At 70.8% G+C, this 22,957-nt stretch carries 19 protein-coding genes; 3 read left to right on the top strand and 16 right to left on the bottom strand.

Annotated elements, in window-relative coordinates; translation table 11 throughout:
• Positions 1–15: 15 nt before the first annotated feature.
• The 5 genes from AFR_RS07835 to pepN all read right to left on the bottom strand — a co-directional run bounded on the left by AFR_RS07835 (position 16) and on the right by pepN (position 5,855).
• A complete protein-coding gene (locus AFR_RS07835; protein ID WP_023359366.1) occupies positions 16–651 on the bottom strand; it encodes a histidine phosphatase family protein in 636 nt (211 codons plus the stop codon).
• Complete coding sequence (rsfS, locus tag AFR_RS07830; protein ID WP_023359365.1) at positions 648–1,049, bottom strand: ribosome silencing factor; 402 nt, start codon at positions 1,047–1,049, stop codon at positions 648–650. The genes AFR_RS07835 and rsfS overlap by 4 nt, the downstream gene beginning before the upstream one ends.
• A gap of 68 nt (positions 1,050–1,117) precedes the next feature.
• The gene (gene nadD / locus AFR_RS07825) at positions 1,118–1,696 is read right to left on the bottom strand and encodes a nicotinate-nucleotide adenylyltransferase (protein WP_041841897.1); all 579 of its coding nucleotides are present in this window, start codon (positions 1,694–1,696) and stop codon (positions 1,118–1,120) included.
• A 41-nt stretch (positions 1,697–1,737) separates the two neighbouring features.
• Positions 1,738–3,285 (bottom strand): hybrid sensor histidine kinase/response regulator, encoded by a 1,548-nt coding sequence (locus AFR_RS07820; protein WP_023359363.1) that lies wholly within the window; start codon positions 3,283–3,285, stop codon positions 1,738–1,740.
• 59 nt (positions 3,286–3,344) lie between these two features.
• Entirely contained in the window at positions 3,345–5,855 is a 2,511-nt protein-coding gene (pepN, locus tag AFR_RS07815; protein WP_023359362.1) for an aminopeptidase N, read from the bottom strand.
• A 108-nt stretch (positions 5,856–5,963) separates the two neighbouring features.
• On the opposite strand from pepN, the gene AFR_RS07810 reads away from it, so the two are divergent.
• Positions 5,964–6,536 (top strand): type IV pilus modification PilV family protein, encoded by a 573-nt coding sequence (locus tag AFR_RS07810; RefSeq protein WP_041840687.1) that lies wholly within the window; start codon positions 5,964–5,966, stop codon positions 6,534–6,536.
• Positions 6,533–8,086, top strand: a complete 1,554-nt coding sequence (locus tag AFR_RS07805; protein WP_023359360.1) for an RICIN domain-containing protein — start codon at positions 6,533–6,535, stop codon at positions 8,084–8,086. Before AFR_RS07810 ends, AFR_RS07805 begins: the two co-directional genes overlap by 4 nt.
• Here AFR_RS07805 and AFR_RS07800 read toward each other — a convergent pair.
• From AFR_RS07800 to AFR_RS07750, 11 genes are all read right to left on the bottom strand, one after another.
• Complete coding sequence (locus tag AFR_RS07800; protein WP_023359359.1) at positions 8,073–8,528, bottom strand: GNAT family N-acetyltransferase; 456 nt, start codon at positions 8,526–8,528, stop codon at positions 8,073–8,075. The two genes, AFR_RS07805 and AFR_RS07800, sit on opposite strands and share 14 nt — an antisense overlap.
• A 58-nt stretch (positions 8,529–8,586) precedes the next feature.
• The gene (obgE, locus tag AFR_RS07795; protein WP_023359358.1) at positions 8,587–10,101 is read right to left on the bottom strand and encodes a GTPase ObgE; all 1,515 of its coding nucleotides are present in this window, start codon (positions 10,099–10,101) and stop codon (positions 8,587–8,589) included.
• 74 nt (positions 10,102–10,175) lie between these two features.
• Positions 10,176–10,433: a 50S ribosomal protein L27 gene (gene rpmA, locus AFR_RS07790; RefSeq protein ID WP_023359357.1), complete on the bottom strand. Its 258-nt coding sequence runs from the start codon at positions 10,431–10,433 to the stop codon at positions 10,176–10,178.
• Positions 10,434–10,441: 8 nt separating this feature from the next.
• Complete coding sequence (gene rplU, locus AFR_RS07785) at positions 10,442–10,756, bottom strand: 50S ribosomal protein L21 (RefSeq protein ID WP_023359356.1); 315 nt, start codon at positions 10,754–10,756, stop codon at positions 10,442–10,444.
• A 160-nt stretch (positions 10,757–10,916) separates the two neighbouring features.
• The gene (locus AFR_RS07780; protein ID WP_023359355.1) at positions 10,917–11,444 is read right to left on the bottom strand and encodes a hypothetical protein; all 528 of its coding nucleotides are present in this window, start codon (positions 11,442–11,444) and stop codon (positions 10,917–10,919) included.
• A gap of 126 nt (positions 11,445–11,570) precedes the next feature.
• A complete protein-coding gene (locus tag AFR_RS07775) occupies positions 11,571–14,717 on the bottom strand; it encodes an Rne/Rng family ribonuclease (protein WP_041840686.1) in 3,147 nt (1,048 codons plus the stop codon).
• Positions 14,718–14,847: 130 nt separating this feature from the next.
• Complete coding sequence (locus AFR_RS07770; RefSeq protein WP_023359353.1) at positions 14,848–15,582, bottom strand: TIGR03936 family radical SAM-associated protein; 735 nt, start codon at positions 15,580–15,582, stop codon at positions 14,848–14,850.
• 54 nt (positions 15,583–15,636) lie between these two features.
• Positions 15,637–17,589, bottom strand: a complete 1,953-nt coding sequence (locus tag AFR_RS07765) for a TIGR03960 family B12-binding radical SAM protein (protein ID WP_023359352.1) — start codon at positions 17,587–17,589, stop codon at positions 15,637–15,639.
• Between the two features lie 20 nt (positions 17,590–17,609).
• Complete coding sequence (locus AFR_RS07760; RefSeq protein ID WP_023359351.1) at positions 17,610–17,954, bottom strand: STAS domain-containing protein; 345 nt, start codon at positions 17,952–17,954, stop codon at positions 17,610–17,612.
• Complete coding sequence (locus AFR_RS07755) at positions 17,951–20,425, bottom strand: SpoIIE family protein phosphatase (RefSeq protein WP_023359350.1); 2,475 nt, start codon at positions 20,423–20,425, stop codon at positions 17,951–17,953. Before AFR_RS07755 ends, AFR_RS07760 begins: the two co-directional genes overlap by 4 nt.
• A 33-nt stretch (positions 20,426–20,458) precedes the next feature.
• On the bottom strand, positions 20,459–21,250 hold the full coding sequence (locus AFR_RS07750; RefSeq protein WP_023359349.1) for an alpha/beta fold hydrolase: 792 nt from the start codon (positions 21,248–21,250) through the stop codon (positions 20,459–20,461).
• Between the two features lie 225 nt (positions 21,251–21,475).
• Between AFR_RS07750 and AFR_RS44870 the strand changes: the two genes are divergently transcribed.
• Positions 21,476–22,957 carry a hypothetical protein gene (locus tag AFR_RS44870; protein WP_023359348.1) on the top strand — a complete coding sequence of 494 codons (1,482 nt, stop codon included), beginning with the start codon at positions 21,476–21,478 and terminating at the stop codon, positions 22,955–22,957.

Raw genomic sequence — 22,957 nt, 5'->3', positions numbered from 1 at the left:
TCCCCGCGAGGGGGATCAAACTGGCGGAGGGACCGGGCGGTCGGAGAACGGCCCGACGTTGTAGGTCGCGATCTGCCAGCCCCGCGCGGTGTCGTGGGTGAGCTCCACCCAGTGACAATTCTGCAGGGCGCGCAGGGTGCGCAGCTGCTCCCGCGGCCAGCCGAGCAGGTGACCGACGCCGGAACGCGCGGCCGCACCGTGCGTGGCGACGATGACCGTGCCGTCGGGCCCGACCCCGTCGGCGGCGGCCTGGAGCGCGTCGGCGACCCGTTTGCCCAGGTCTTCGAGCGTCTCCACCTCGCCGCCGATGACGTCGGCGCCGGCGGCCCAGCGGGCGTGCTCCTCCGGCCGGGTCTCGGCGACCTCGGCCATGGTGAGGCCTTGCCAGAGGCCGAAGGAACGCTCGCGGAGCCGCTCGTCGTGGGTCACCGACAGGCCGGTCAGCGCGGCCAGCGCGGCCGCGGTGTCGGCGGCACGGCGCAGGTCGCTCGAGACCAGCGCGTCGGGTCGCATGCGGACGAGAAGCTCGGCGGCGTCGACGGCCTGCTGGCGGCCGAGATCGTTCAGCGGCACGTCGGTCTGGCCCTGGACGCGGTTGCCCGCGTTCCAGTCCGTGTTGCCGTGCCGCCAGACGATGAGCCGAGTGGTCATGCCGCGCCGGTGGAGGCGTCCGCCTCGGCCAGGTCGCGGTCGACGAACTCGATGGTCGGGCAGTCCTTCCAGAGCTTGTCGAGGGCGTAGAACTCGCGCTCCTCGGCATGCTGGATGTGGATCACGATGTCGACGTAGTCGAGGAGCACCCAGCGACCCTGCCGCTCGCCCTCACGGCGCATCGGCTTGGCCTTTTCGGGCAGGCCCAGGAGGGCTTCCTCGATGGCGTCGACGATCGAACCGACCTGCCGCTCGTTGGCCGCCGAGGCGATGACAAACGCATCGGTGATGTAGAGCTGGTCGGCGACGTCGATCAGGACGATGTCCTGCGCCTTTTTGTCGGCCGCGGCCTGCGCGGCGGTCAGCGCGAGCTCGCGGGCGCGTTCGGTGACGGGCACCGGTCTCCCCTCGTTCGGTTTCAGAGTTACCAGCCTCTCATACGGGTATGACATCTCTACCCGGATGATTAGCTCAAAACGGGAGCTTCGGGGCGATAAAGTCCGCGCTTTGCGATGTACTGCACCACACCATCGGGTACGAGATACCAGACCGGCTGCCCTTCGGCGACCCGCGCGCGGCAGGCGCTCGACGAGATGGCCATCGCGGGCACCTCGACGAGCGTGACGGAGTCCGCCGGCAGGTGCTCGTCGGAGAGCTCGAAACCCGGCCGCGTGACCCCGACGAAGTGCGCCAGCGAGAGCATCTCCAGGGCGTCCTTCCACGACAGGATCTTCGCGAGCGCGTCCGCACCGGTGATGAAGAACAGGTCGGTGGCGGGGCCGAAGATCGCGTGCAGGTCGCGCAGGGTGTCGACGGTGTAGGTCGGGCCGTCGCGGTCGACGTCGGCCCGGCTGACCTGGAAACGCGGGTTCGACGCGGTCGCGATCACCGTCATCAGGTACCGGTCCTCGGCCGGGCTGACCGGCCCTTTCTGATAGGGCTGACCGGTCGGGACAAAAACCACCTCGTCCAGGTCGAAGCGGCTCTGCACCTCGCTCGCCGCCACCAGGTGACCGTGGTGGATCGGGTCGAAGGTGCCGCCCATGATGCCGATCCGGCGCCTTTTCTGCACCGGCGAATCCTAGATCAGCCGTCGAGACGCCGCCGGACGGCGCTGAGCAGATCCGCCGCGGTGAACGGCTTCTCCAGCAGGGCCACCCCCGGCTCCAGCGTGCCCTGCGAGGCCAGTACGGGCTGGGCGTACCCGGACATGTAGAGCACCCGGGTGTCCGGGCGCACCACGGTGAGGCGCTCGGCGAGCTCCTTGCCCAGCATCCCGGGCATCACCACGTCACTGACCAGCAGGTCGATCGTGCCCTCGTGCAGGGCGGCCAGTTCGAGAGCCTGGCTGCCACCGTCGGCCGCCAGCACGCGGTAGCCCGCACCGGAGAGGATCCGGCCGGCGACGTCCCGCAGGGCGGCCTCGTCCTCGACCACCAGCAGCGTCTCGCCGTGGCCCGCGGTCAGCACCGGCGCGGGGACGGGTGCCGCCTCCTGCTCGATGGCACCCGCGGGCAGCAGCACGGTCACCGTGGTGCCGAGTCCGGGCTCCGAGGTCAGGCTGACACTGCCACCGGCCTGCGTGACGATGCCGTACACGGTGGCCAGGCCCAGACCGGTGCCCTCGCCGTTCGCCTTGGTGGTGAAGAACGGCTCGAAGGCTCGTTCGACGACGTCGGGCGGCATGCCCTGGCCGGAGTCGGAGATGCGCAGCCGCACGTAGTCGCCGGGTGCAAGATCGGTGTGCTCGCCGGCCTCGAGCCGCGAGCAGGCGGTGTCGATCACCAGGTTGCCGCCCGAGGGCATCGCGTCGCGGGCGTTGACCGCCAGGTTGACCAGCAGCTGTTCGATCTGACCGGGGTCGCAGGTCACCGGGGGCAGCACCTCGGCCGGCCGGGTGATCAGCGTGATGTGCTCGCCGATCGAGTGGCGCAGCAGCTCCTCGACGTCGGTGATGACGCTGTTGAGGTCGAGCACCACGGGCCGGACGACCTCCCGGCGGGCGAACTTCAGCAGCTGGTGCGTCAGGTCCGTGCCACGCTCGCCGGCCCGGATGACCTGGCGGGCGTCGGCGGCGATGGTCTTGAGGTCCGGCTCGGGCGACTCGGCTTCCTCGATCACGAAGTTGGCGTAATTGACGATCACGCCGAGCATGTTGTTGAAGTCGTGCGCGATGCCACCGGCGAGCTGGCCGAGCGCCTCGAGCCGCTGGTTGCGGTGTTCCTGCACCTCACTGCGCTGGAGGTCGGCCTCCGCCTGCAGCTGCTGGCGCTCGGTCATGTCCCGCACGACCGCCACCGCCAGCCGTCCCTGCGGGGTCTGCACCCGCGCCAGGGACGCCTCGGCCGGAAACTCCGTGTTGTCGCGGCGCCGCACCACCACGGAGATGGTGCCCATCAGACCGGGCTCGGGCTCCGGACCGGCCGGATCGCGCCGCATGGAGTCCGGGTAGGAAGCACGTCCCGCCTCGGTGAGCAGCACCTGGGCGTGCTGACCCAGCAGCTCGGCCCGCGGCCAGCCGAACAGCTCGACGGCACGATCGTTGACCAGGACGATGCGTCCCTCGTCCATCACCAGGATCGCGTCCGGTGCGGCTTGCAGCAGACCACTGGACAGTTCCTCGGACCACTCCACCGGCTCACCCCCGTATGCCGAGGCTAACGGCTCCATCGGGGGATAAAGGGCAAAATCATCTATCCTCGGGCACGCAGTGCGCGCCGGACGTCATCGTCACCATCCGTGACCACCCGGCGCAGGATCGACGAAAGGTCCGGCGTGGCCAGCAGCTCGGCGGCGTGCCGCCGCGTTTCCGGCGTCACGACCAGCGACGGATAGGCCTGCGCGGCGATCCGCTCCCCGCTCATCCCGGTCCGTCGGCGCAGCATCCCGGGCATCTCCGCGAAGTACCGCTCGACGTACGGGGTGACCAGGGCGAGCTGCTCCGGCTGCCAGAAGCCGTGCGCGGTGGCCTCCAGGATCCGGTTCGACGAGGTGGTGTCGTTGATGATCAGATCCCAGGCGCGCGCCTTCGCCTCCGGGTCGGGCAGCGCCGCGCGACACCGGGCCGCCTGCTGCTCCCCCGCCGCACTGCGGTCGGCCGCCAGCGTCGCCTCGATGTCCTCCGGACCGGCGGCACCCAGCACCACCAGGCGGTAGAGGATCAGCCAGCGCAGGTCGTCGTCGACGAGCACACCCTCGGGCACACCCTCACCGTCGAGCCAGCCACGCAGGCGTGCGGTGTCGACGCTCGTGCCGACCAGTCCGCGGACACCGGCCAGCCGGCGGGAGCTGCCGGGCTCGGACGCGGCCACCAGCCGGTCGCTGGCCTGCGCCAGGAGCTCCAGTGCGGCGGGCCGGGTCTCGGGTGTGGGGTAACGGTCGACGAGCACGCGGGTCATCCGCAGGACGTCCTCGACCAGGACCACCTCACGCTCGACCGGCAGCGCCGCCAGAACCAGCGTGACCAGCTCGGCGACCGGGCGCTCGCCGTCCTCGACGGCGTCCAGCGTCGCGCTCCAGACCAGCGCCCGGGCCAGCGAGTCGTCCAGCAGGGGCAGGATCATCGGTACGGCGGCAGCCGAGGCCTCGTCGAGCCGCACCTTCGCGTACGTGAGGTCGCCGTCGTTGATCAGCAGCAGGTCCGCCGCGGGCTCGCCGGTCAGCTCGGGCAACGGGGTGCGCCCGCCGTCCACGGCCGGGTCGATGTCGACGTCGAGCCGGCGGCGGCGCACCACGACGCCGTCGGGGCCGCGGTCGTAGAGCCCGACGCCGATGCGGTGCGGGCGCAGGGTCGGGTACTGCTCGGGGGCGGTCTGCACGATCGTGACGTCCGCGTACCGGTCGTCGGCGTCGCGCTGGACCTCGGCCCGCAGGGTGTTGACCTGGGCGCGGCGCAGCCACAGGTCGGCCCAGGCGCTCAGGTCCCGGCCGCTGGCCTTGGAGACGGCTGCGAGCAGGTCGGCCAGGGTGGCGTTCGCGTACGCGTGGGCCGCGAAGTGCTCGTTGAGGCCCGCGAGGAAGGCCTCGTCACCGACCCAGGCGACCAGCTGGCGCAGGACCGCCGCGCCCTTGGCGTAGGAGATGCCGTCGAAGTTGAGCAGGGCCAGGGCGGTGTCGTCGACGTCGCTGGGCGCCACCGGGTGGGTGGACTGCCGCTGGTCGGCGCGCATGCCCCACGCCTTGCGGTGCATCGCGAAAGTCGTCCAGGTCTCGGTGAAGCGGGTGGCCTCGGCGGTGATGCGGGTGCCCAGATATTCGGCGAAGGACTCGTTGAGCCAGAGGTCGTCCCACCAGGCCATGGTGACCAGGTCGCCGAACCACTGATGGGCCATCTCGTGCGCGATGACCATGGCCCGCTGCTCGCGTTCGCCGTCGGTGACCGCCGAGCGGTGGATGAACTCGTCCCGGAAGACGACCAGGCCCGGATTTTCCATGGCGCCGAAGTTGAACTCGGGCACGAACGCCTGCTGGTAGTGACCGAACGGATAGCGCACGTCGAAGATCTGGTGATAGCGGTCGAGGCACTGCTTCGTGATCGTGAAGATCTCGTCGGCCTGCTCGTCGAGGTGCTCGGCCAGCGCCTGGCGGCAGTAGAGCGCCAGCGGGATGCCGTCGTGCTCGTCGGTGCGCGCGTGATAGGGCCCGGCGATCAGCGAGACGAAGTAGGTCGACAGCGGCTTGGTCGGCGCGAACTGCCAGCTGCCACCTGCGGGCTCGGTCGCGGGCTCGCCGTTGGCGGCCACCAGCCAGCCGTCCGGGGCCGTCACGTGCAGCGTGAAGGGCGCCTTGAGGTCGGGCTGGTCGAAGCACGGGAAGATCCGCCGCGCACCGTCCAGGAACATGTGGGCGTAGAGGTAGACGCGGTCGTCGGCGGGGTCGGTGAAACGGTGCAGACCCTCGCCGGTGTTCGAGTAGGTCATCAGAGCTTCGACGACCAGCTCGTTGCTCTGAGCCAGCCCGGTCAGGGCCAGCCGCTCCTCGGCCAGGGCGGAAGCGTCGACCGGCGTGCCGTTGAGCGTCGCCGAGATCAGCTCGGCCGGCTCCAGCTCGACGAACGTCGTCTCGCCGGCCTTCGCGTCGAAACGCAGAACGGTCCGGGACCGGAAGGTGTCACCGGCCGCCGTCAGATCAAGATCGATCTCGTACGCGGTGACGGCAACGGTGGCGGCCCGGGCGATCGCCTCGGCGCGGGTCAGGCTCGGCATCCGCCCATCATGCCGCCCCGGCCCCCGGTACGCAGTCCCGACGCCCGGGCCCGGGAGAAACTCGTCACTGCTCCTCAACGAGGGCTTCCCCGAGCCGACTGGTAGATCGTGCGGGAGAGGAAGGACGACGGCTTCACGATGATCGAGGTCATCGTGTCGTTGGCGTTGATCAGCATGCTGATGGCCTCACTGGGCACCTACTTCGTGTCGTCCCTGCGTACCAGCCGGTATCAGGCCCAGATCCAGACCGCGACGCGCCTCGCGCAGACCGGGATGGAGCAGGCTCGCGGGTTCGGCGGGCCGGCGCTGCTGGTCGGCCGCAAGCAGTGCGGCACCTGCGTGAACGTCAGCGGTTTCGACACCCTCGGTTATCTCGGTGCAACCACCCGCTGGGACGCCAAGGTGACCGGTGCCGCACCCACCGTGCCGATCCCCGAGACCGTCTCGACCGACACCTTCAAGGTCAACGACGTCACCTACTCGCGCTACTGGTTCGTCGGGAAGTGCTGGCAGGCCGCCGCCGGTGGGGCCTGCGGGACCAACAGCGGGCTGCCCGTGGCCATGGTCCGGCTGGTCGTCGGTGTGACGTGGTTGTCGCCCGACTGCAAGTTCACGATCTGCATCCGCGCGTCCTCGTCGCTGTTCAGCGCGAGCGCCGCCGACCCGGTGTTCCCGCAGTGAGGACCCGCTGGTGGCGGCGTCCCTCCGACGACCGCGGCTCGCTGCCCATGGCCATCCTGCTGATCACGATCGGGATGGGTCTGAGCGCGCTGCTCGCGACCACCGTGAACTCCCAGATCGCAGCCACCCGCTCGACGATCCACAGCTCGGAGGCGCTCGACGCCGCCCAGAGCGGTCTCGACAGCGCGCTGGGCCGCATCCGGCTCGCCACCGCCGCCAACGGCACCGGCGACTTCCGCAAGCTGCCCTGCGGGCCGTTCAGCGGCACGGTCAACGGCGGCACCGACCAGACCTACAGCGTCGGCGTCTACTACCTGGCGACCGAGCCACCCGCCGGCGACGTGACGTGGGCGCAGGCCAACAAACTGCCCTGCACCAGCACCTATCTCGCCGCGGGCTCACCCGTCTACGTGCTGCTCTCCTCCACCGGCAAAGCCCTCAACAGCGGCTCCCCGCGTACGGTCACAGCCACGTACACGCTGCACAGCAAGACGCGGGAGAACATCGCCGGCGGGCTGATCCACCTGTACGGGCCGCACAACCCCGATCTCTGCTTCGCCGCACCGGGCACCCGGCCGGTCGCCGGTGATCCCGTCACGATGCAGGTCTGCGACAGCACGTCGGATGCTCAGCTGTTCGCGTACGAGTCGAGCTTGAACCTGGTCCTGGTCTCCTCGCGGGCGGACGGGACGACGGGCATGTGCCTGGACGCCGCGCCCGTCAACCTGGAGCAGGTGGTGTTCAAGGCGTGCTCGGCGACGCCGATCGCCCGCCAGCAGTGGAGCCTCAACGACCGGGCCAACTTCGAGGGCACCACGAACGGCACCGACCTCAACGCGCAGTGCTTCCACCTGGCCACGCCCGGCACGGTGGGCAGCACGATCGTGCTGCATGCCGAGGCCAGTGACCCGGCCGGCGTCTCGCAGTACGACCGCGCCTGTTACAGCGACTACACCGACAGCCGCAGCTTCGCGCCGGACGCCGCAGCGGGCACCGGGCGGGCCGGGCCGGGCACCAACCAGCTGGTCAACTTCCAGCAGTTCGGGCGCTGCCTCGACGTGGCCGGCGACAATGTCGCCGCGGGTTTCCTGGTCATCTGGCCGTGCAAGCAGAAGCCCAGCGGCGCGATCCAGTGGAACCAGGTCTGGCACCTGCCGGACATCGCGACGGGCGCCACCAGCGCCACCGGGCGGATCTGGCTGCACAACGACCGCGACAACCAGGACTACTGCCTGACCAGCCCCGGCTCGACCGCCGCCCGGCAGTACGTGTCCGTGCAGCTGTGCCCGGCCACGATCGGCGCGTCGATGACCTGGACGCGGTACGCCGCCACCGGGGTGTTCGGCACGGCGTACCGGATCGAGTCGGCGTTCCAGGCGCCCGCCGGGACGACCTGGTGCCTGACCGGCACGGACAGCACCGACTTCTGGGCGGGGCACGGTGACGTCAGCAAGGCCGTCATGGCCCCCTGCAGCGGCTCGACCCTCCAGAAGTGGAACGCCAGCCCGATGGTCCTGCAGTCGGCGATGACCAACGTCAGCGAGAAGTGACCGCCACCAGCGACTTCTCGAAGCAGACGCTGAACGGGTTGCCGACGTACTCCCCGAAGACCGGGATCGGCGTGTACCCGGCCGACCGGTACAGGCTGATCGCCGCCGGCAGGTAGGTGCCCGTCTCGAGCCGCAGCACCGGCCGGCCGGCGGCCAGCGCCTCCTCCTCGAGCGCGACGACCAGCTGACGGGCGATGCCGCGGCCACGGAACGCCGGGCGCACGTACATGCGCTTCAGCTCGGCCACACCCGGCCCCAGGGCCTGCCAGGCACCGCACGCGACGGCTCTCCCCTGCACGACGACCACCAGGTAGGCCGCGTCGTCGTGCGTCAGGTAGACCTCGCCGTCCAGCCCTCCGTCGGCCTCGCTCAGCTCCTTTTGCTGCGCGATCAGGAGGGCGGCCAGCTCGGCATCGGACGAGGGTCGCGATTCGATCAGCACGCCCCAGACCCTAAACAACGTCCGTTTCCGCCGGGTTGCCGGGATCTGGACGGCCGGCCTACTTCTTGTCCGTGTCGTCCTCGTCCTCGTCGTGGTCGTCCTCGATGAGGACCGGCCTGGAGGCCATCGAGATCGTGCTGACCGTGCCGTCCTCGGCCATGTGCAGCAGCTCGTCGTCGCCGCGGACACGGCGGGCCTTGCGGGCCGCCAGACGGGACGCCGCGCTGGGCCGGGTGTCGACCTCCTCGAGGCGGATGTCGGTGCCGCGGGGGCCGGAGATGTACTCGCCGGTGTTGGGCTGCCAGTCGAACTCGCGGTCGCCGATGCGGACCGGGTCGCCGGCCTCGGCGCCCTTCTTGGCCAGCGCGGCCTCGACACCGAGACGGTCCAGCCGGTCACCGAGATAACCGATGGCCTCGTCGTTGTCGAAGTTTGTCTGGCGGACCCAGCGCTCGACCTGCGGGCCGCGGACGACAAACACGCCGTCGACGTCGCGCTCGATGGTGAAGCCCTTCTCGTCGACCGCGCGGGGGCGGACGACGGTCCGGGTCGACTCGGGGGCGGGTGCGGCGAGCCGGTTGGCGGCCACGGCGTCGCCCAGGGCGTACATGAGCTCCTTGAGGCCCTCGCGGGTGATCGCGCTGACCTCGAAGACCGGCAGGCCCCGCGCCTCGAGCTCGGGCCGGACCATCTCGGCCAGGTCCTTGCCGTCCGGGATGTCGATCTTGTTGAGCACCACCAGCCGCGGCCGCTCCTCGAGCCCGCCGTACGCGGCCAGCTCGGCCTCGATGGCGTCCAGGTCGGCCAGCGGGTCACGCTCGATCTCGGGCGCCGCCGCGTCCAGCACGTGCACGAGCACCGAGGTGCGCTCGATGTGCCGCAGGAACTCCAGGCCGAGCCCCTTGCCGGTGGCGGCGCCGGGGATCAGGCCGGGCACGTCGGCGACGGTGAAGGTGTGGTCACCGGCCTGCACCACACCGAGGTTCGGGACCAGGGTGGTGAACGGGTAGTCGGCGATCTTCGGCTTCGCGGCCGACATGACCGAGATGAGCGACGACTTGCCGGCCGACGGGAAACCCACCAGGCCGACGTCGGCGACACTCTTGAGCTCGAGCACGACGTCGAGCGCGTCGCCGGGCTCACCCAGCTCGGCAAAGCCGGGAACCTTGCGCCGGGCGTTCGCCAGCGACGCGTTGCCGCGCCCGCCACGACCACCACGGGCCACCTCGAAGGTGGTGCCGGCGCCGATCAGGTCGGCGATGACCTCACCGTCGGGCGTCTGCACGACCGTGCCGTCCGGCACCGACAGGACCAGGTCGCCACCGTTGGCGCCGTCCCTGTTCGCGCCGGCGCCACCCGTGCCGTTCTGAGCCTTGACGTGGGGACGGAAGTGGAAGTCCAGCAGGGTGTGCTGCTGCGGGTCGACCACGAGCGTGATGCCACCGCCGTGACCACCGTTGCCGCCGTCGGGGCCACCGAGGGGCTTGAACTTCTCTCTGCGGACGGAGGCACAGCCGTGCCCGCCGTCACCTGCCTGCAGGTGCAGCACTACCCGGTCGACGAACGTTGCCACTTCTGAACTCCTACCTCAAAAACCAAACAGCGGGCCGCGGACCCGAGAGGTCCGCGGCCCGCTGTGACGTGGATCTACTCCGCGACCGGCACGATGCTGATGGTCTTGCGACCCCGCGTGTGACCGAAGAGCACATTGCCCTTGGCCAGCGCGAACAGCGTGTCGTCGCCACCGCGGCCGACGAGGTCACCCGGGTGGAACTTCGTGCCCCGCTGGCGGATGATGATCTCGCCGGCGTTGACCAGCTGGCCGCCGAACCGCTTGACGCCCAGCCGCTGGGCGGCGGAGTCGCGGCCGTTGCGGGAGCTGGACGCACCCTTTTTGTGAGCCATGGCTGCCCCTACTTCCCGCTCTTGATGCCGGTCACCTTGACCAGAGTCAGCGGCTGGCGGTGCCCCTGGCGCTTGTGGTAGCCGGTCTTGTTCTTGAACTTGTGGATCCGGATCTTCGGACCCTTGGTGTGCTCGGCGATCTCGCCGGACACCGTCACGCTGGCAAGCTTGGCCGCATCGGTCACCAGGTTGTCACCGTCGACGAGGAGCACCGCGGCGAGCGTCAGGGAGTCGCCGGGCACACCCGCGAGCTTCTCGACCTCGATCACGTCGCCCTCGGCAACCTTGTACTGCTTGCCGCCGGTCTTGACGATCGCGTACATCGACGCGGACTCCCTGAGACTTACGCAGCCGGAAGCTGCTTGGCGGATGAAACTGGATCCGGCAGGCGCCCCGGATGGAGCGCGCACGGAACAGGCGCGTGAAAATGCGCCGTCAGAAAGACTACTTCATGAGCGCGGCGGAACCCAAACCGGGGACGGCTCAGTTCTTGCCGCAGGCCTTGCCGAGGGTGTCGTTCAGCTTGGTGAGCTGCGCCGAGTCGAGCTTGGTGACGTCACCCTTCAGGGCCGCGACCTGCTTGCTCATGTCCGCGAGCGTCGCCTTGAGCTTCTTGTCGGTGGTCAGCTCCGACATGTCCTTCAGCGCGAACGAGTAGTTCTCCACGTCGCGGGTGGCCTTCTCCTTGGCCTTGGCCACCTGGTCCTTGTCCTTCGACGACTTGGCGGCCTTCAGGAGCTTCCGGTCCTCGGCGAAGTTCTTGGCGGAGTCACCACCGGTCTTCGCGGCCTGCTGGCAGATCGCGTCGGTGTTGCCCGACAGCGCCGCGTCACCGGCGCCCGCCTGACCCGCACCGGCCGAGGCGGTGACGGCGCCCTCAGCGGGCCCGGCAGCGGCGGAGGCGGCGGACGTGGGGGCCACGGTTGTGGTCTCGGCCGACTTGTCGGTCGAGCAACCGGCGCCGAGCAGAAGGGCGCCACTCACGGCGGTCGCGCACAACAGGCGTCGCATGGGGTTTCGGTACTCCTCGCGGGGGATGTGACTGGGGGATCACGAGGGTAGCCGACATAGATCAGCGGACATGAAACGGGCGGCCCCAGCAGGAACAACCCTGCCGGAACCGCCCGATCGACACACTTACGGGCGGGTACGCCGCCGGGTGCCGCCGCGCCGCGAACGACGCCGGCCACCCGCACCCGCGCCCACGGGCTCGTCGTCGTCGCCCTCGCCGTCCTCGTCGTCCTCGGCCGCGTCCGGATCGTCCGAGCCGGTCAGCTGCAGCGGCTCGGCCGAAGGCCCGGTGCCGTTCGTGCCGTTGGACTCGTACCGGGACAGGTCGTAACCACTGATGTCGTAGTCGTCGTCGGAGGTGCTGCTGGTGGCCGTCGGCGCGGTGCGCGCCACGATCCCCGAACCGGCCGCCGCGACGATGCCCGAACCCTGCGGCGGCAGACCGGCGGTCTCCGCGACCGGGTCCTCGGTGACCCGCTCACGCGGAGCCTCCACGACCTCCGGCGCCTCCGTGACCTCGGCCACGGCGACCTCGGACTCGGCCGGCTGCTCGGCGCCACCGCCGCCACGGCGACGCCGCGACTTGGTGGTGGCCGGCTGCTGCACGGGCGCCTCGGTGCGGGCCGCCGCAGCGACCGCCTTCACCTGGGTGACTGCGGCACCGCCGCCGGCACCGTTACCGCCGACGCGCTTCTCCGGCACCGGCTCGGTGTGGATGATCAGGCCGCGGCCCTTGCAGTGGTCACAGGTCTCGGTGAACGCCTCGAGCAGGCCCGCACCGATCCGCTTACGGGTCATCTGCACCAGGCCGAGCGAGGTGATCTCGGTGACCTGGTGCTTGGTCCGGTCCCGGCCCAGGCACTCGGTCAGCCGGCGCAGCACCAGCTCGCGGTTGCTCTCCAGCACCATGTCGATGAAGTCGATCACGACGATGCCGCCGATGTCGCGCAGCCGGAGCTGCCGCACGATCTCCTCGGCCGCCTCGAGGTTGTTCCGGGTGACGGTCTCCTCGAGGTTACCGCCCGCACCGGTGTACTTACCGGTGTTGACGTCGACAACCGTCATCGCCTCGGTGCGGTCGATGACCAGGTGGCCACCCGAGGGCAGGAAGACCTTGCGGTCCAGGCCCTTGAGGATCTGCTCGTCGATGCGCTTCTCGGCGAAGATGTCGGCGGCGCCGACGTGCCGGTGCAGCCGGTCGAGCAGCTCGGGAGAGACCGACTCGAGATAACTCTCGACCTCGCCGAACGCCTGCTCGCCCTGGATGACCACCTCGCGGAAGTCCTCGTTGAAGAGGTCCCGGACCACGCGGATGACCAGGTCGGGCTCCTCGGAGAGCGCCGCCGGGGCGTGCCCCTCGGCCGCCTTCGCCTGGATGTCCTCCCACTGCGCCTGCAGCCGCTTGACGTCGCGGGCCAGCTCGTCCTCGCTGGCGCCCTCGGCGGCGGTCCGCACGATGACACCGGCGCCGTCCGGCACCAGCTTCTTGAGCACGTCCCGCAGGCGCTTGCGCTCGTTGTCGGGCAGCTTGCGGCTGATCCCGGAGGCGTTGCCGTTGGGGACGTAGACCAGGTGACGGCCGGAGAGCGCGATGTGGCTGCTCAGCCGGGCGCCCTTGTGCCCGATCGGGTCCTTGGTCACCTGGACCAGCACCGAGTCGCCGGAGCGCAGCGCCTGCTCGATCGAGCGGGCCCGGCCCTCGAGCCCGGTGGCGTCCCAGTTGACCTCACCGGCGTAGAGCACGGCGTTGCGGCCCCGGCCGACGTCGACGAACGCCGCCTCCATGCTCGGCAGGACGTTCTGCACCTTGCCCAGGTAGACGTTGCCGACCATGGTGCCGGAGGTCGTGCGCGACACGTAGTGCTCCACGAGGACGCCGTCCTCGAGCACCGCGATCTGGGTGCGGTCGGGCTTCTGCCGGACGACCATCACGCGGTCGACCGCCTCGCGGCGGGCCAGGAACTCCGACTCGCTCAGGATCGGCGGGCGGGTGCGGCGCTGCTCGCGGCCGTCCCGCCGGCGCTGACGCTTGGCCTCGAGACGGGTGGAGCCGGAAACGCCCTGCACCTCGTCGGAACGCTCACGGGTCCGCGGCTCACGGACGCGGACGACGGTGTGCACGCCGTCCTCGATGCCACCGGCCTCGGTGTCACCGGAGCCCTTGCGACGCCGGCGGCGCCGGCGGCGGGTGACCCCGTCACCGTCCTCGGCGTCCTCCTCGTCCTCGCTCTCGGCGTCCGCGGAACCCTCCGCGGAGGCCTCGGGCTCGTCGTCGCCCTCGTCGGACGGGCCCTTGCCGCGGCCACGGCCACGGCGTCCCCGGCGGCGGCGACGGCGGCTGTTGCCGTCCTCGTCCAGCTCGTCCTCGTCCTCGATGTCGTCGGCGGTCTCGTCGGCCTCCTCGAGCACGGGCTGCTCGACGACCTCGGCGACCTCGGCGACCTCCACCGGCTCCTCGGCGGCCGCACCCCGGCGACGCCGGCTGCGGGCCGGGCGCCGGGTGCCCTCGGCGGGCTCCTCCTCGGCGGCAGGCTCCTCCGAGACGGCCTCGACCGGCTCGGTGGCAAAAAGATCGGTGACCGCAGGCTCGGCGGCGACGGGCTCCGTCACCACGGGTGCGGCTGCCGCACCCCGGCGGGTGCGACGGGTGGGTGCCGGCTCCGTCTCGGGCTCCGGCGGCATGAAGAGCACAGCCGGGGGCAGAGCGGCGGCCTTACGGCTCCGCGTCCGCGGTGCCGGCGCCTCCTCGACCAGGTCGTTGTCCAGCGGGAGAACACCGATCAGCGGCGTCTCCACGACTGCGGGCGGCACTTCCTCCGCGACGGCCTCGGGCTCGTCCTCGGCGACAGGCTCCTCCGCCACCGGCTCCGGCGGCGCGGCCGGCGGGACAGCCTTCTTCCGGCGGGCCCGGGTGGCCTTCACCGGCGCGACGGGCTCACCATCGCTGAGCAGGCTCTCCGCGACAGCGGCAGGATCCTCCGCGACAGCGGCGGGCGCGGCGGGCTCCTCCACGGGTGCGGCAGGAGCCGCGGCCTTACGACGCCGGCGTACCGGTGCCGCGGGGGCCTCGGCCGCAGCGGCATCAACGGCGCTCGCCGTCTCGTCCGCGGCGCCCGGCTCGGTGCCGGGTGCGTCCGCTGCCGTGGCGGCAGCGGGCGTTGCCTTGCGCCGGGGCGCACGGGTCCGACGCACGGGCGTCGTGCTTTCGGCGGCATCGACGGGAGGAGTGGTAGCTCCGTCCCGTTCACCGCCCTGTGGCTCGTTATCGAGCATGGGGCGCTCTCCAGTTCTGGCGGCCCCGGGCGCGGGTGAGCGCTGCCACGCAGGGTCGCCGCAAGTTTTTCGGCCCCGACCGAAGCGACGGGCTGCCGAAGTCTGCCAACGCGGACGCCGACCGAACCGGTCAGAGCCCTCCGATGGTGGCGCCCTCGCGATCCGCTTCCAACGGATCGACGATCTCCCCCTGCGGCGTGAGAGTGCCCTGCGCCAGCCGGGTGACCCGTGCGGGCACCGGCGGCTCCAGGCCAGCCACCACACGCAGGCCGGAAAGGACGTCATCGGGTCGGACGGCGGGAGTGACCTGCCGCACGACAAGGTCGATTATCGCACACGGTGCGGCCGTGGCCCCGGAAGGTGCGTCAGACTCGTTCGTCACAGCGAAGACGGTCACTGCCGACCGGGCGTCGAACGACCGCCGGCCCTGCTTCGTCATGCGCTCGACCAGCACTTCCTCGCTCGCCAGGAACGTCTCGACGGCCCTGGCCGCGACCGCCGGCTCGACCTCGGGCAGCTCGATCAGCCACCGCGAGGCGTTGATCCGGTCGGCCAGGCTGCCCTCGCGGGCCACCACGGCGTCGAGGATGTCCAGGCCCGGCGAGAGCGCGGCGTCCAGCGCCACGATCAGTTCCGCCGGGTCGACCTCCGCCTGCAGGCCGATCTCCAGGTATTCCGCCTCGCTGCCGACACCCGTGGGCGCCGCGCTCGCGTACGAGATCTTGGGGTGCGGGCTGAAGCCCTGGGAGAAGGCGATCGGTACGGCGGCGCGGCGCAGGGCGCGCTCGAAGGCCCGGGCGAAGTCCCGGTGCGAGGTGAAGCGCAGCGGTCCGCGCTTCGAGTACCGAAGGCGGATCCGCTGCACGATCGGGGCCTGGCCGCCGACCGGTTGGTTCCTGGCGATGGCTGTATCTCCTGGTCAGTGGTTGTGTGCCGGGACGCGCAGACCGGTGGTCGGTGTCAGCGGCAGCAGCTTCTTGCCGGTGGGGCCGATCTGGATCTCGGTGTCCTGGGACGGGCACACACCGCAGTCGAAGCACGGGGTCCACCGGCAGTCGTCCTGCTCGAACTCGGTCGTCGAGTCCTGCCAGTCCTGCCAGAGCCAGTCCTTGTCGAGGCCGGAGTCCAGGTGGTCCCAGGGCAGGACCTCGAGCTGCTCGCGCTCCCGGGTGGTGAACCAGTCGAGGTCGACACCGAAGGCGGGCAGGATCTCGGCCGCGGACTCGACCCAGCGGGAGTATGAGAAGTGCTCGCTCCAGCCGTCGAAACGCTGGCCTTTGTCCCAGGCGCGCCGGATTACCGCCCCGACCCGCCGGTCACCCCGCGAGAGCAGGCCCTCGATCAGCGACGGCTCGCCGTCGTGATAGCGGTACCCGATGGCCCGGCCGAGCGACCGGTCGCTGTTGATCTCCTGCTTGAGCATCCGCAGACGGTTGTCGATCACCTCGGGACGCTCCATCGCGGCCCACTGGAACGGTGTGTGCGGCTTGGGCACAAACGCGCCGATCGAGACCGTGCACTTGACGTCCTTGGTGCCGGTCGCGATCCGGCCGGCCTTGATGACCTCGTGCGCCATCCGGCCGATCTGCAGCACGTCGTCGTCGGTCTCGGTGGGCAGACCGCACATGAAGTACAGCTTCACGCTGCGCCAGCCGTTCGAATACGCCGTGACGACCGTGTTGATCAGATCCTGCTCGGTCACCATCTTGTTGATGACCTTGCGGATGCGCTCGGAGCCGCCCTCGGGGGCGAAGGTCAGCCCGGTCCGCCGCCCGTTGCGGGACAGCTCCTGGGCCAGGTCGATGTTGAACGCGTCCACCCGGGTCGACGGCAGCGACAGGGAGACGTTGGTGTCGGCGTACTGCTCGGCGAGGCCGGAGCACATGTCGCCGATCTCCGAGTGGTCCGCGCTCGACAGCGAGAGCAGGCCGACCTCGGAGAAGCCGGAGAACTCCAGGCCTTCCTTGACCATCTGCCCGACGGTGGTGATCGACCGCTCCCGGACCGGACGGGTGATCATGCCCGCCTGGCAGAACCGGCAGCCGCGGGTGCAGCCGCGGAAGATCTCGACGGCGTAGCGCTCGTGCACGGTCTCGGCCAGCGGGACCAGCGGCTTCTTCGGGTACGGCCAGGCGTCGAGGTCCATGGTCGTGCGCTTGTGCACGCGGAACGGCACGTCCGGACGGTTCGGCACGACACGCTGGATGCGGCCGTCCGGCAGGTAGTCGACGTCGTAGAAGCGCGGCACGTAGATGCTCTCGGTGCGCGCGAGGCGCAGCAGCATCTCGTCGCGGCCACCGGGACAGCCCTCGGCCTTCCACTGCCGGATGATGCCGGTGATCTCGAGGACGGCCTCCTCGCCGTCACCGAGCACGGCGGCGTCGATGAAGTCGGCGATCGGCTCCGGGTTGAAGCTGGCGTGGCCGCCGGCGAGCACCACCGGGTGGCTCTCGTCGCGGTCCGCGCTGTTCAGCGGGATCTGCGCGAGGTCGAGCGCGGAAAGCATGTTGGTGTAGCCGAGCTCGGTCGCGAACGAGATGCCCAGCACGTCGAAGGCCTTGACGGGGCGGTGCGCGTCGACCGTGAACTGCGGGACGCCGTTCTCCTTCATCAGCGCCTCGAGGTCCGGCCAGACGGCGTACGTCCGCTCGGCGAGCACGTCACTCTGCTCGTTCAGCACCTCGTACAGGATCTGGACGCCCTGGTTGGGCAGCCCCACCTCGTAGGCGTCGGGATACATCAGGGCCCAGCGGACGGTCGTGGCGTCCCAGTCCTTGACGACGGCGCCGAGCTCGCCGCCCACGTACTGGATCGGCTTGCTGACCCGGGGCAGCAGCTGCTCGAGCTGGGGGAAGACGGACTTCACGCTCATGGGGCCTCAGGGTACGCGGGTCAGCGCCCGATATCCTCCGCGGCCCGGTCCAGGTCCGTCGCCAGGAGATCATCTCGGAACGCGCACAGCTGCAGTGTCATCCGTGCCGGACCCGTCTCTCCCACGACCAGCCGGATCGGCGTCCCTTGATCGTCCAGGTCGCCGACGAGGGCGTCGAGGAGGCGCACACCCGCGCTGTCCAGGAACGAGACCGCGGTCAGGTCGATCACCACGGCGCCGGCGCGACCGGTGTGCCGGACGATCTCACGGCCGATCTCGGGGGCGTTGGCCAGATCGATCTCACCGGCCAGGCGGACCAGGTCGGCCGTTCCGATCTTGGCGAAGGTCACCCATTGATCCGTCATCGCGCCTCCCGGCGGGTTCGCCGCATCGTCACCGTGGTTCCCTCGCCCCGATCGAACTCGACGTGATCCATGACCTGGCGGATGAGCTGCATCCCGCGGCCACGGGACACGTCGGCCGCGGTGGCCGGCCAGTTGCCCTGGTCGCGGACGCACACCTCGATGCTCTCCGGCAGGACCCGGGCGACCACCTCGACGATCCCGAACGGGTTGTCGCGGTACCCGTGCTCGATCGCGTTGGCAACCGCCTCCGAGCAGGCCAGCAGGACCGCCTGGGTGCTCTCGTCGTCGATCCCGTGCGAGACCAGCCAGCCGCGGAGGTCCTTGCGCAGCAGGGCGATCTGCACCGGGTCGGCGCCGATCGCGCGTTCCAGTTTCTCCTCGGTGCCGAGCGAGAGGCAGAGCAGGCACACGTCGTCGGCGTGGTCCCGGCCGACGAGGAAGTCCGCCAGGCCCGCGGTCAGACCGGGCAGCGGCGCGTCGCGACGGCCGGCGTACGCCCGGGCCAGCACCTCGAAGCCCGCGTCGATCCGGCGGGTGCGCCGCTCGATGAGGCCGTCGGTGTAGAGCAGCAGGCGGCTGCCGGCCGAGAGCCGAATGCGGTGTTCGAGCCGTGCGTTGCGCCCGGCCCGGGAGCCCAGTGCACCGGAGCGGGCGTCCAGCAGGTAGCGCGGTGAACCACCCGGCTCGGTGAGCAGCGGCGGCAGGTGCCCGGCGCAGGCGTACGTCATCTCGTTGGTGGCCAGGTCGACCTCGGCGTACGCCACGGTCGCCATCCGGGCCGACTCGACCCGCTCGACGAACCGGTCCAGGCGTTCGAGCAGGCGCGCCGGTCCGGCCTCCGCCGTGGCCAGGGCGCGGATGGCGCTGCGCAGCTGCCCCATGGTGGTGGCCGCGTCGATGCCCCGGCCGACCACGTCACCGACCACCACGGCGAGCTTGTCCGGGGTGATCATGAAGGCGTCGAACCAGTCACCGCCGACCTCGAGATCGTGCGCCGCGGCCTGGTAGTGCGTCTCGACCGCGAACCGGGGGTCCGAGGGCATGTCGGCCGCGAGCAGGCTGCGCTGCAGGGTGCGGGCGATGGCCCGTTCCTGCTCGTAGAGGCGGGCGTTCTCGAGGGCGAGCCCGGCCCGGTCGGCCAGATCGGTGAGGAAGACGGTCTCGGCGGACGCCGTGCGCCGCCCCGGAGCCATGCGCAGCGACAGGGTGCCGAGCACCTTGCCGTTCGCGACCAGCGGCAGCACCGCACAGTCGGAGTCGGGACCCTTGTCGGTCAGCTGCGCCTCGCCGCTCGCCACCACCTCGGTGATCCGCTCGGTCAGGCGTTCCGGGTCGGGCGCGGGACCACCGGCGTCGGCGAGCAGCCCGGCCGGGCCGACCTGCAGGCGTACCGAGGCCCACTCGGCGATCTCCGGCACCATCCGCTCGATCAGCCGGCGGGCGCGGGGCGTGAGCCGGGGCAGCACCTCGAGCGACCGGGTCGTCTCGGCCAGGAAGGTCGCCCGGATCTCGCGCCGCCGGGCGTCGTCGTAGAGCCGGGCCCGGTCCAGCGCCTGACCGGCCTGGTGGCCCAGGAGCCGGACGACCCGCAACTCGCTGTCGCTGAGCTCGCGCTGCTCGGTGAAGTCGAACCCGAGGACGCCGAGCACCTCGACGACGGACGGTTCGTCGGCGGACGCCGAGGTCAGCGGGAGCAGCACCATGGTGCCGCGCCGGCTGCGCAGCATCGTCGCCGCCAGCTCCGGGAAGTGTTCCTCGGCCTCCTCGACCGAGCCGATCACGTGCAGGTCACCGCGCCGGGCCACCTCGGCGATCGCCCGGGACGAGTCGCGCGGGATGTCGTCGCGCGTCAGACCCGCGGACTCGGTGCCCGCGATCGCCGTCAGCTGGTCACGGTCCGGGTCCACCAGCCAGACGGTCGCGCTGCTGGCGCCGAAGGCCGGTCCGGGCGCCCGCACGACCGCGTCGGCGACCTCCGCCTCGGTCGGCGCCGCGGCCAGGTCGGCGACTATCTGCTGCAGCACCCGGACACGCCGCTCGGAAGCCTCGGCCGCGCGCCGGGCGGCGAGCAGCTCCTTCTCGTACCCGCGACGCTCGGTGGCGTTGAAGATCGTGGTGCGGATGACTCGCGGCAGGCCGTTCTGGTCCCGCCCGAGGACCGAGTTGACCAGGATGGGCAGACGCCGGCCGTCGGCGCACTCCAGGTCGAAGGCGACCTCGTGCACCTCGTCCTGCATGCTCAGCAGCGGCGCGTAATGGGTCTCGTGGTAGATCTTGTCGCCGGGACCGAGCAGGTCGCGGAACCGCCGGTGACCGACCAGTGAGGTGCGCTCGTACCCGGTCCAGGTCAGGAACGTCGCGTTGACCTTCACGATCGTGCCGTCGGGCAGCGTCGTCAGATAACCGCAGGGCGCGTTCTCGTAGAGGTCACCGGGGTCTTCCTCCCAGGGCACCTTCAGATCCTGCGTCACGTCGGGCCTACCGTCGTTGCTGTCTGTCATCGCTTACAAGAAGGCCCTGATGGCGGCGACTGTCTCGGCGGGTGCACTGAGGTTGGGGCAATGACCGGTCGCGTTCATGGCGACCAGTGTGCTCCCCGCAAGGTGCTCGTGAACATAGTCACCGACCACTGCGGGCGCGATGACGTCGTCGGTGCACTGGAGGATCAGCGAGGGCGTCCGCAGTTTGGGGAGGTCGTCCCGGTTGTCCGCCAGGAACGTCACGCGCGCGAACCTTCGGGCGATCTCCGGATCGGTGGCGCAGAAGCTGTTCTTCAGCTCGGCACCGAGCTCGGGCCGCTCCGGATTGCCCATGATGACCGGCGCCATGGCGCTCGACCAGCCCAGGTAGTTGCTGTCGAGCGAGTCCAGCATCCCGTCGAGGTCGCTCTTGCTGAAGCCGCCCACGTAGTCGCCGTCGTCGATGTATCGCGGGGACGGTCCGATCAGGACCAGCTTGGCAAAACGCCCGGGCTCCCGGATCGCGGCCAAAATCCCGATCATGGCGCTGACCGAGTGGCCGACGAACACGATGTCGTGCAGGTCGAACTCGCGCGCGATCTCCAGCACGTCCGTCGCGTAGCCGTCGAGTGTGGAGTAGCGGTCCTCGTCGTAGGCAGCGAGGTCGGAGCGGCCCGAACCGACGTGGTCGAAGAGCACCACCCGGTGGGTGTCCAGGAACTCGGGCGCGACGAAGCGCCACATGTTCTGATCGCAGCCGTACCCGTGCGCGAACATCATCGGCTGACCGCTCGCCTGTCCCGTCACGGTCACCGCGTTGCGTTGCATCGTGCTCATGTCCGGATCACCACCGGGTCACCATACGACTCCGGACGGTTTCGCACATCGCCCGCGGTGTCCGTCTTTCGCGAACGATCTTCACTGAAGTCCGGTGTCACGCCGTCCGCCCGATCGGTTCGATCACGGCCGGTGAGGGTGGCGCACCGCTTCTAACCTGGCGGAAGGCGTTCGAACCACGACGCGACGCGAGACGGGGAAACCCGTACGGGAGGAGATCGACGGATGGCCGACCAGCAGCCGGAAAATTCGGCGGCCGGGGCACCCGACGAGAGTCCCGCCGCCGGACCGCCCACGCGGCCGGACCCGACCCGCGTCGAGAGCACCCGGCAGACCCCCGACCCGACCCGCATCGAGGGCGGCTCACCGGCGGCCGACGGCACGGCTTCTCAGGCCGACCCCACGGCCGCCGAGACGCCCGGCCGGTGGAGCGGTTCCGCCGTCGTGCCGGCGCACGTCCCCAAGCGAACCTGGTGGGCCCGCCGCCGCGCCGAGGAGGAGGCTCTGCCGGCCGCCGCCGACCCGTGGGCGGACAGCGAGGACTGGTCGGCCACACCTGCCGTGGACCCGTGGGCCGAGCAGGACACCCCGTGGCAGGCCGAGATCCCGTTCCCGGAGGCCATGCCCCCGACCCGCATCGACGCGCCCTCGAGCACGACCCGGCCGGAGACGCAGCTGCCGCAGACCCGGGACGAAGCGCAGCTGCCGCCCACCCGCCACGAAGCGCAGCTGCCGCCGACGCGGCACGAAGCGCAGCTGGCGCCGACCCGCCTCGATCCGCCGTCGCCGCCGGTCACCGCGCCGCAGAGCCGCCCGGCCGCGCCCCTCCCCCAGGCCTACCAGCCACCGGCCGCCCCAAAGCCGGCCGCACCGGCACCGGCACCGGCACCGGCGCAAAAAGCGACACAGCCCGCCACCGGGGAAGTGCCACCCAGGCGCTGGTGGACCCGCAAGGACCGCGTCACCCAGACCCCGGCCAACCGCCTCCCGGTCCAGACCCGCCCGTCCGCCCCTCAGCCACCGGCCCGACCCGCGCCCGCGCCGGCCCAGCCCGCCCGGCCCGTGCCCGCCCGGCCGGCGCCTCCGCCGTGGAAGCCGCCCGCACAGACCCGCCCACCGGCCGGTCAGCGGCCCCTGCCCCCGCCGCGCCGCAAGCGCCGCTGGCCCCGCCGCCTCTTCCTCTTCACCCTCTTCAGCCTGGTGTGCTGCTGCGGCGTACCCGGCTATTTCCTCTGGCCGGCGGCCCAGCAGTACCCGGTCTCGGCCGTCCTGCCGCAGTCGGTCTCCGATCTGAACCTGCGCGACGACGGCGCCAGCCGGCGGGCCGTCGAACGCCTCACCGAGGACCTGCGCAACACCAGCCTGGCCCAGGGTGACGTCTTCGCCGGGGTCTACACCGACGGCAACGGCAAGAAGGTCACCGTCTTCGGGACGACCGGGCTGCGGATGACACCCCAGGACGATGTCGAGGCCGAGATCGCCCATCTGGCCACCGAATACAAGATCAAGGAAGTGCAGACGTACGACCTGGGCGAGACGGGTGTGCACGAGCGCTGCGGTGTCGGGCGGTCCGGGGGCAACGCGGTGGTCGTGTGCGCCTGGGCCGATCACGGCAGCCTGGCCACAGTGATGCTGACCAGGCGTTCCGTCAGTGAAAGTGCGGAACTCACCGGCGTTTTGCGGAGTGTGGTGCTCACGCGCGGGTAG

It is taken from the genome of Amorphoplanes friuliensis DSM 7358, assembly GCF_000494755.1.
Lineage (GTDB): Bacteria > Actinomycetota > Actinomycetes > Mycobacteriales > Micromonosporaceae > Actinoplanes > Actinoplanes friuliensis.
This window is presented reverse-complemented; position numbering and strand designations above follow the sequence as displayed.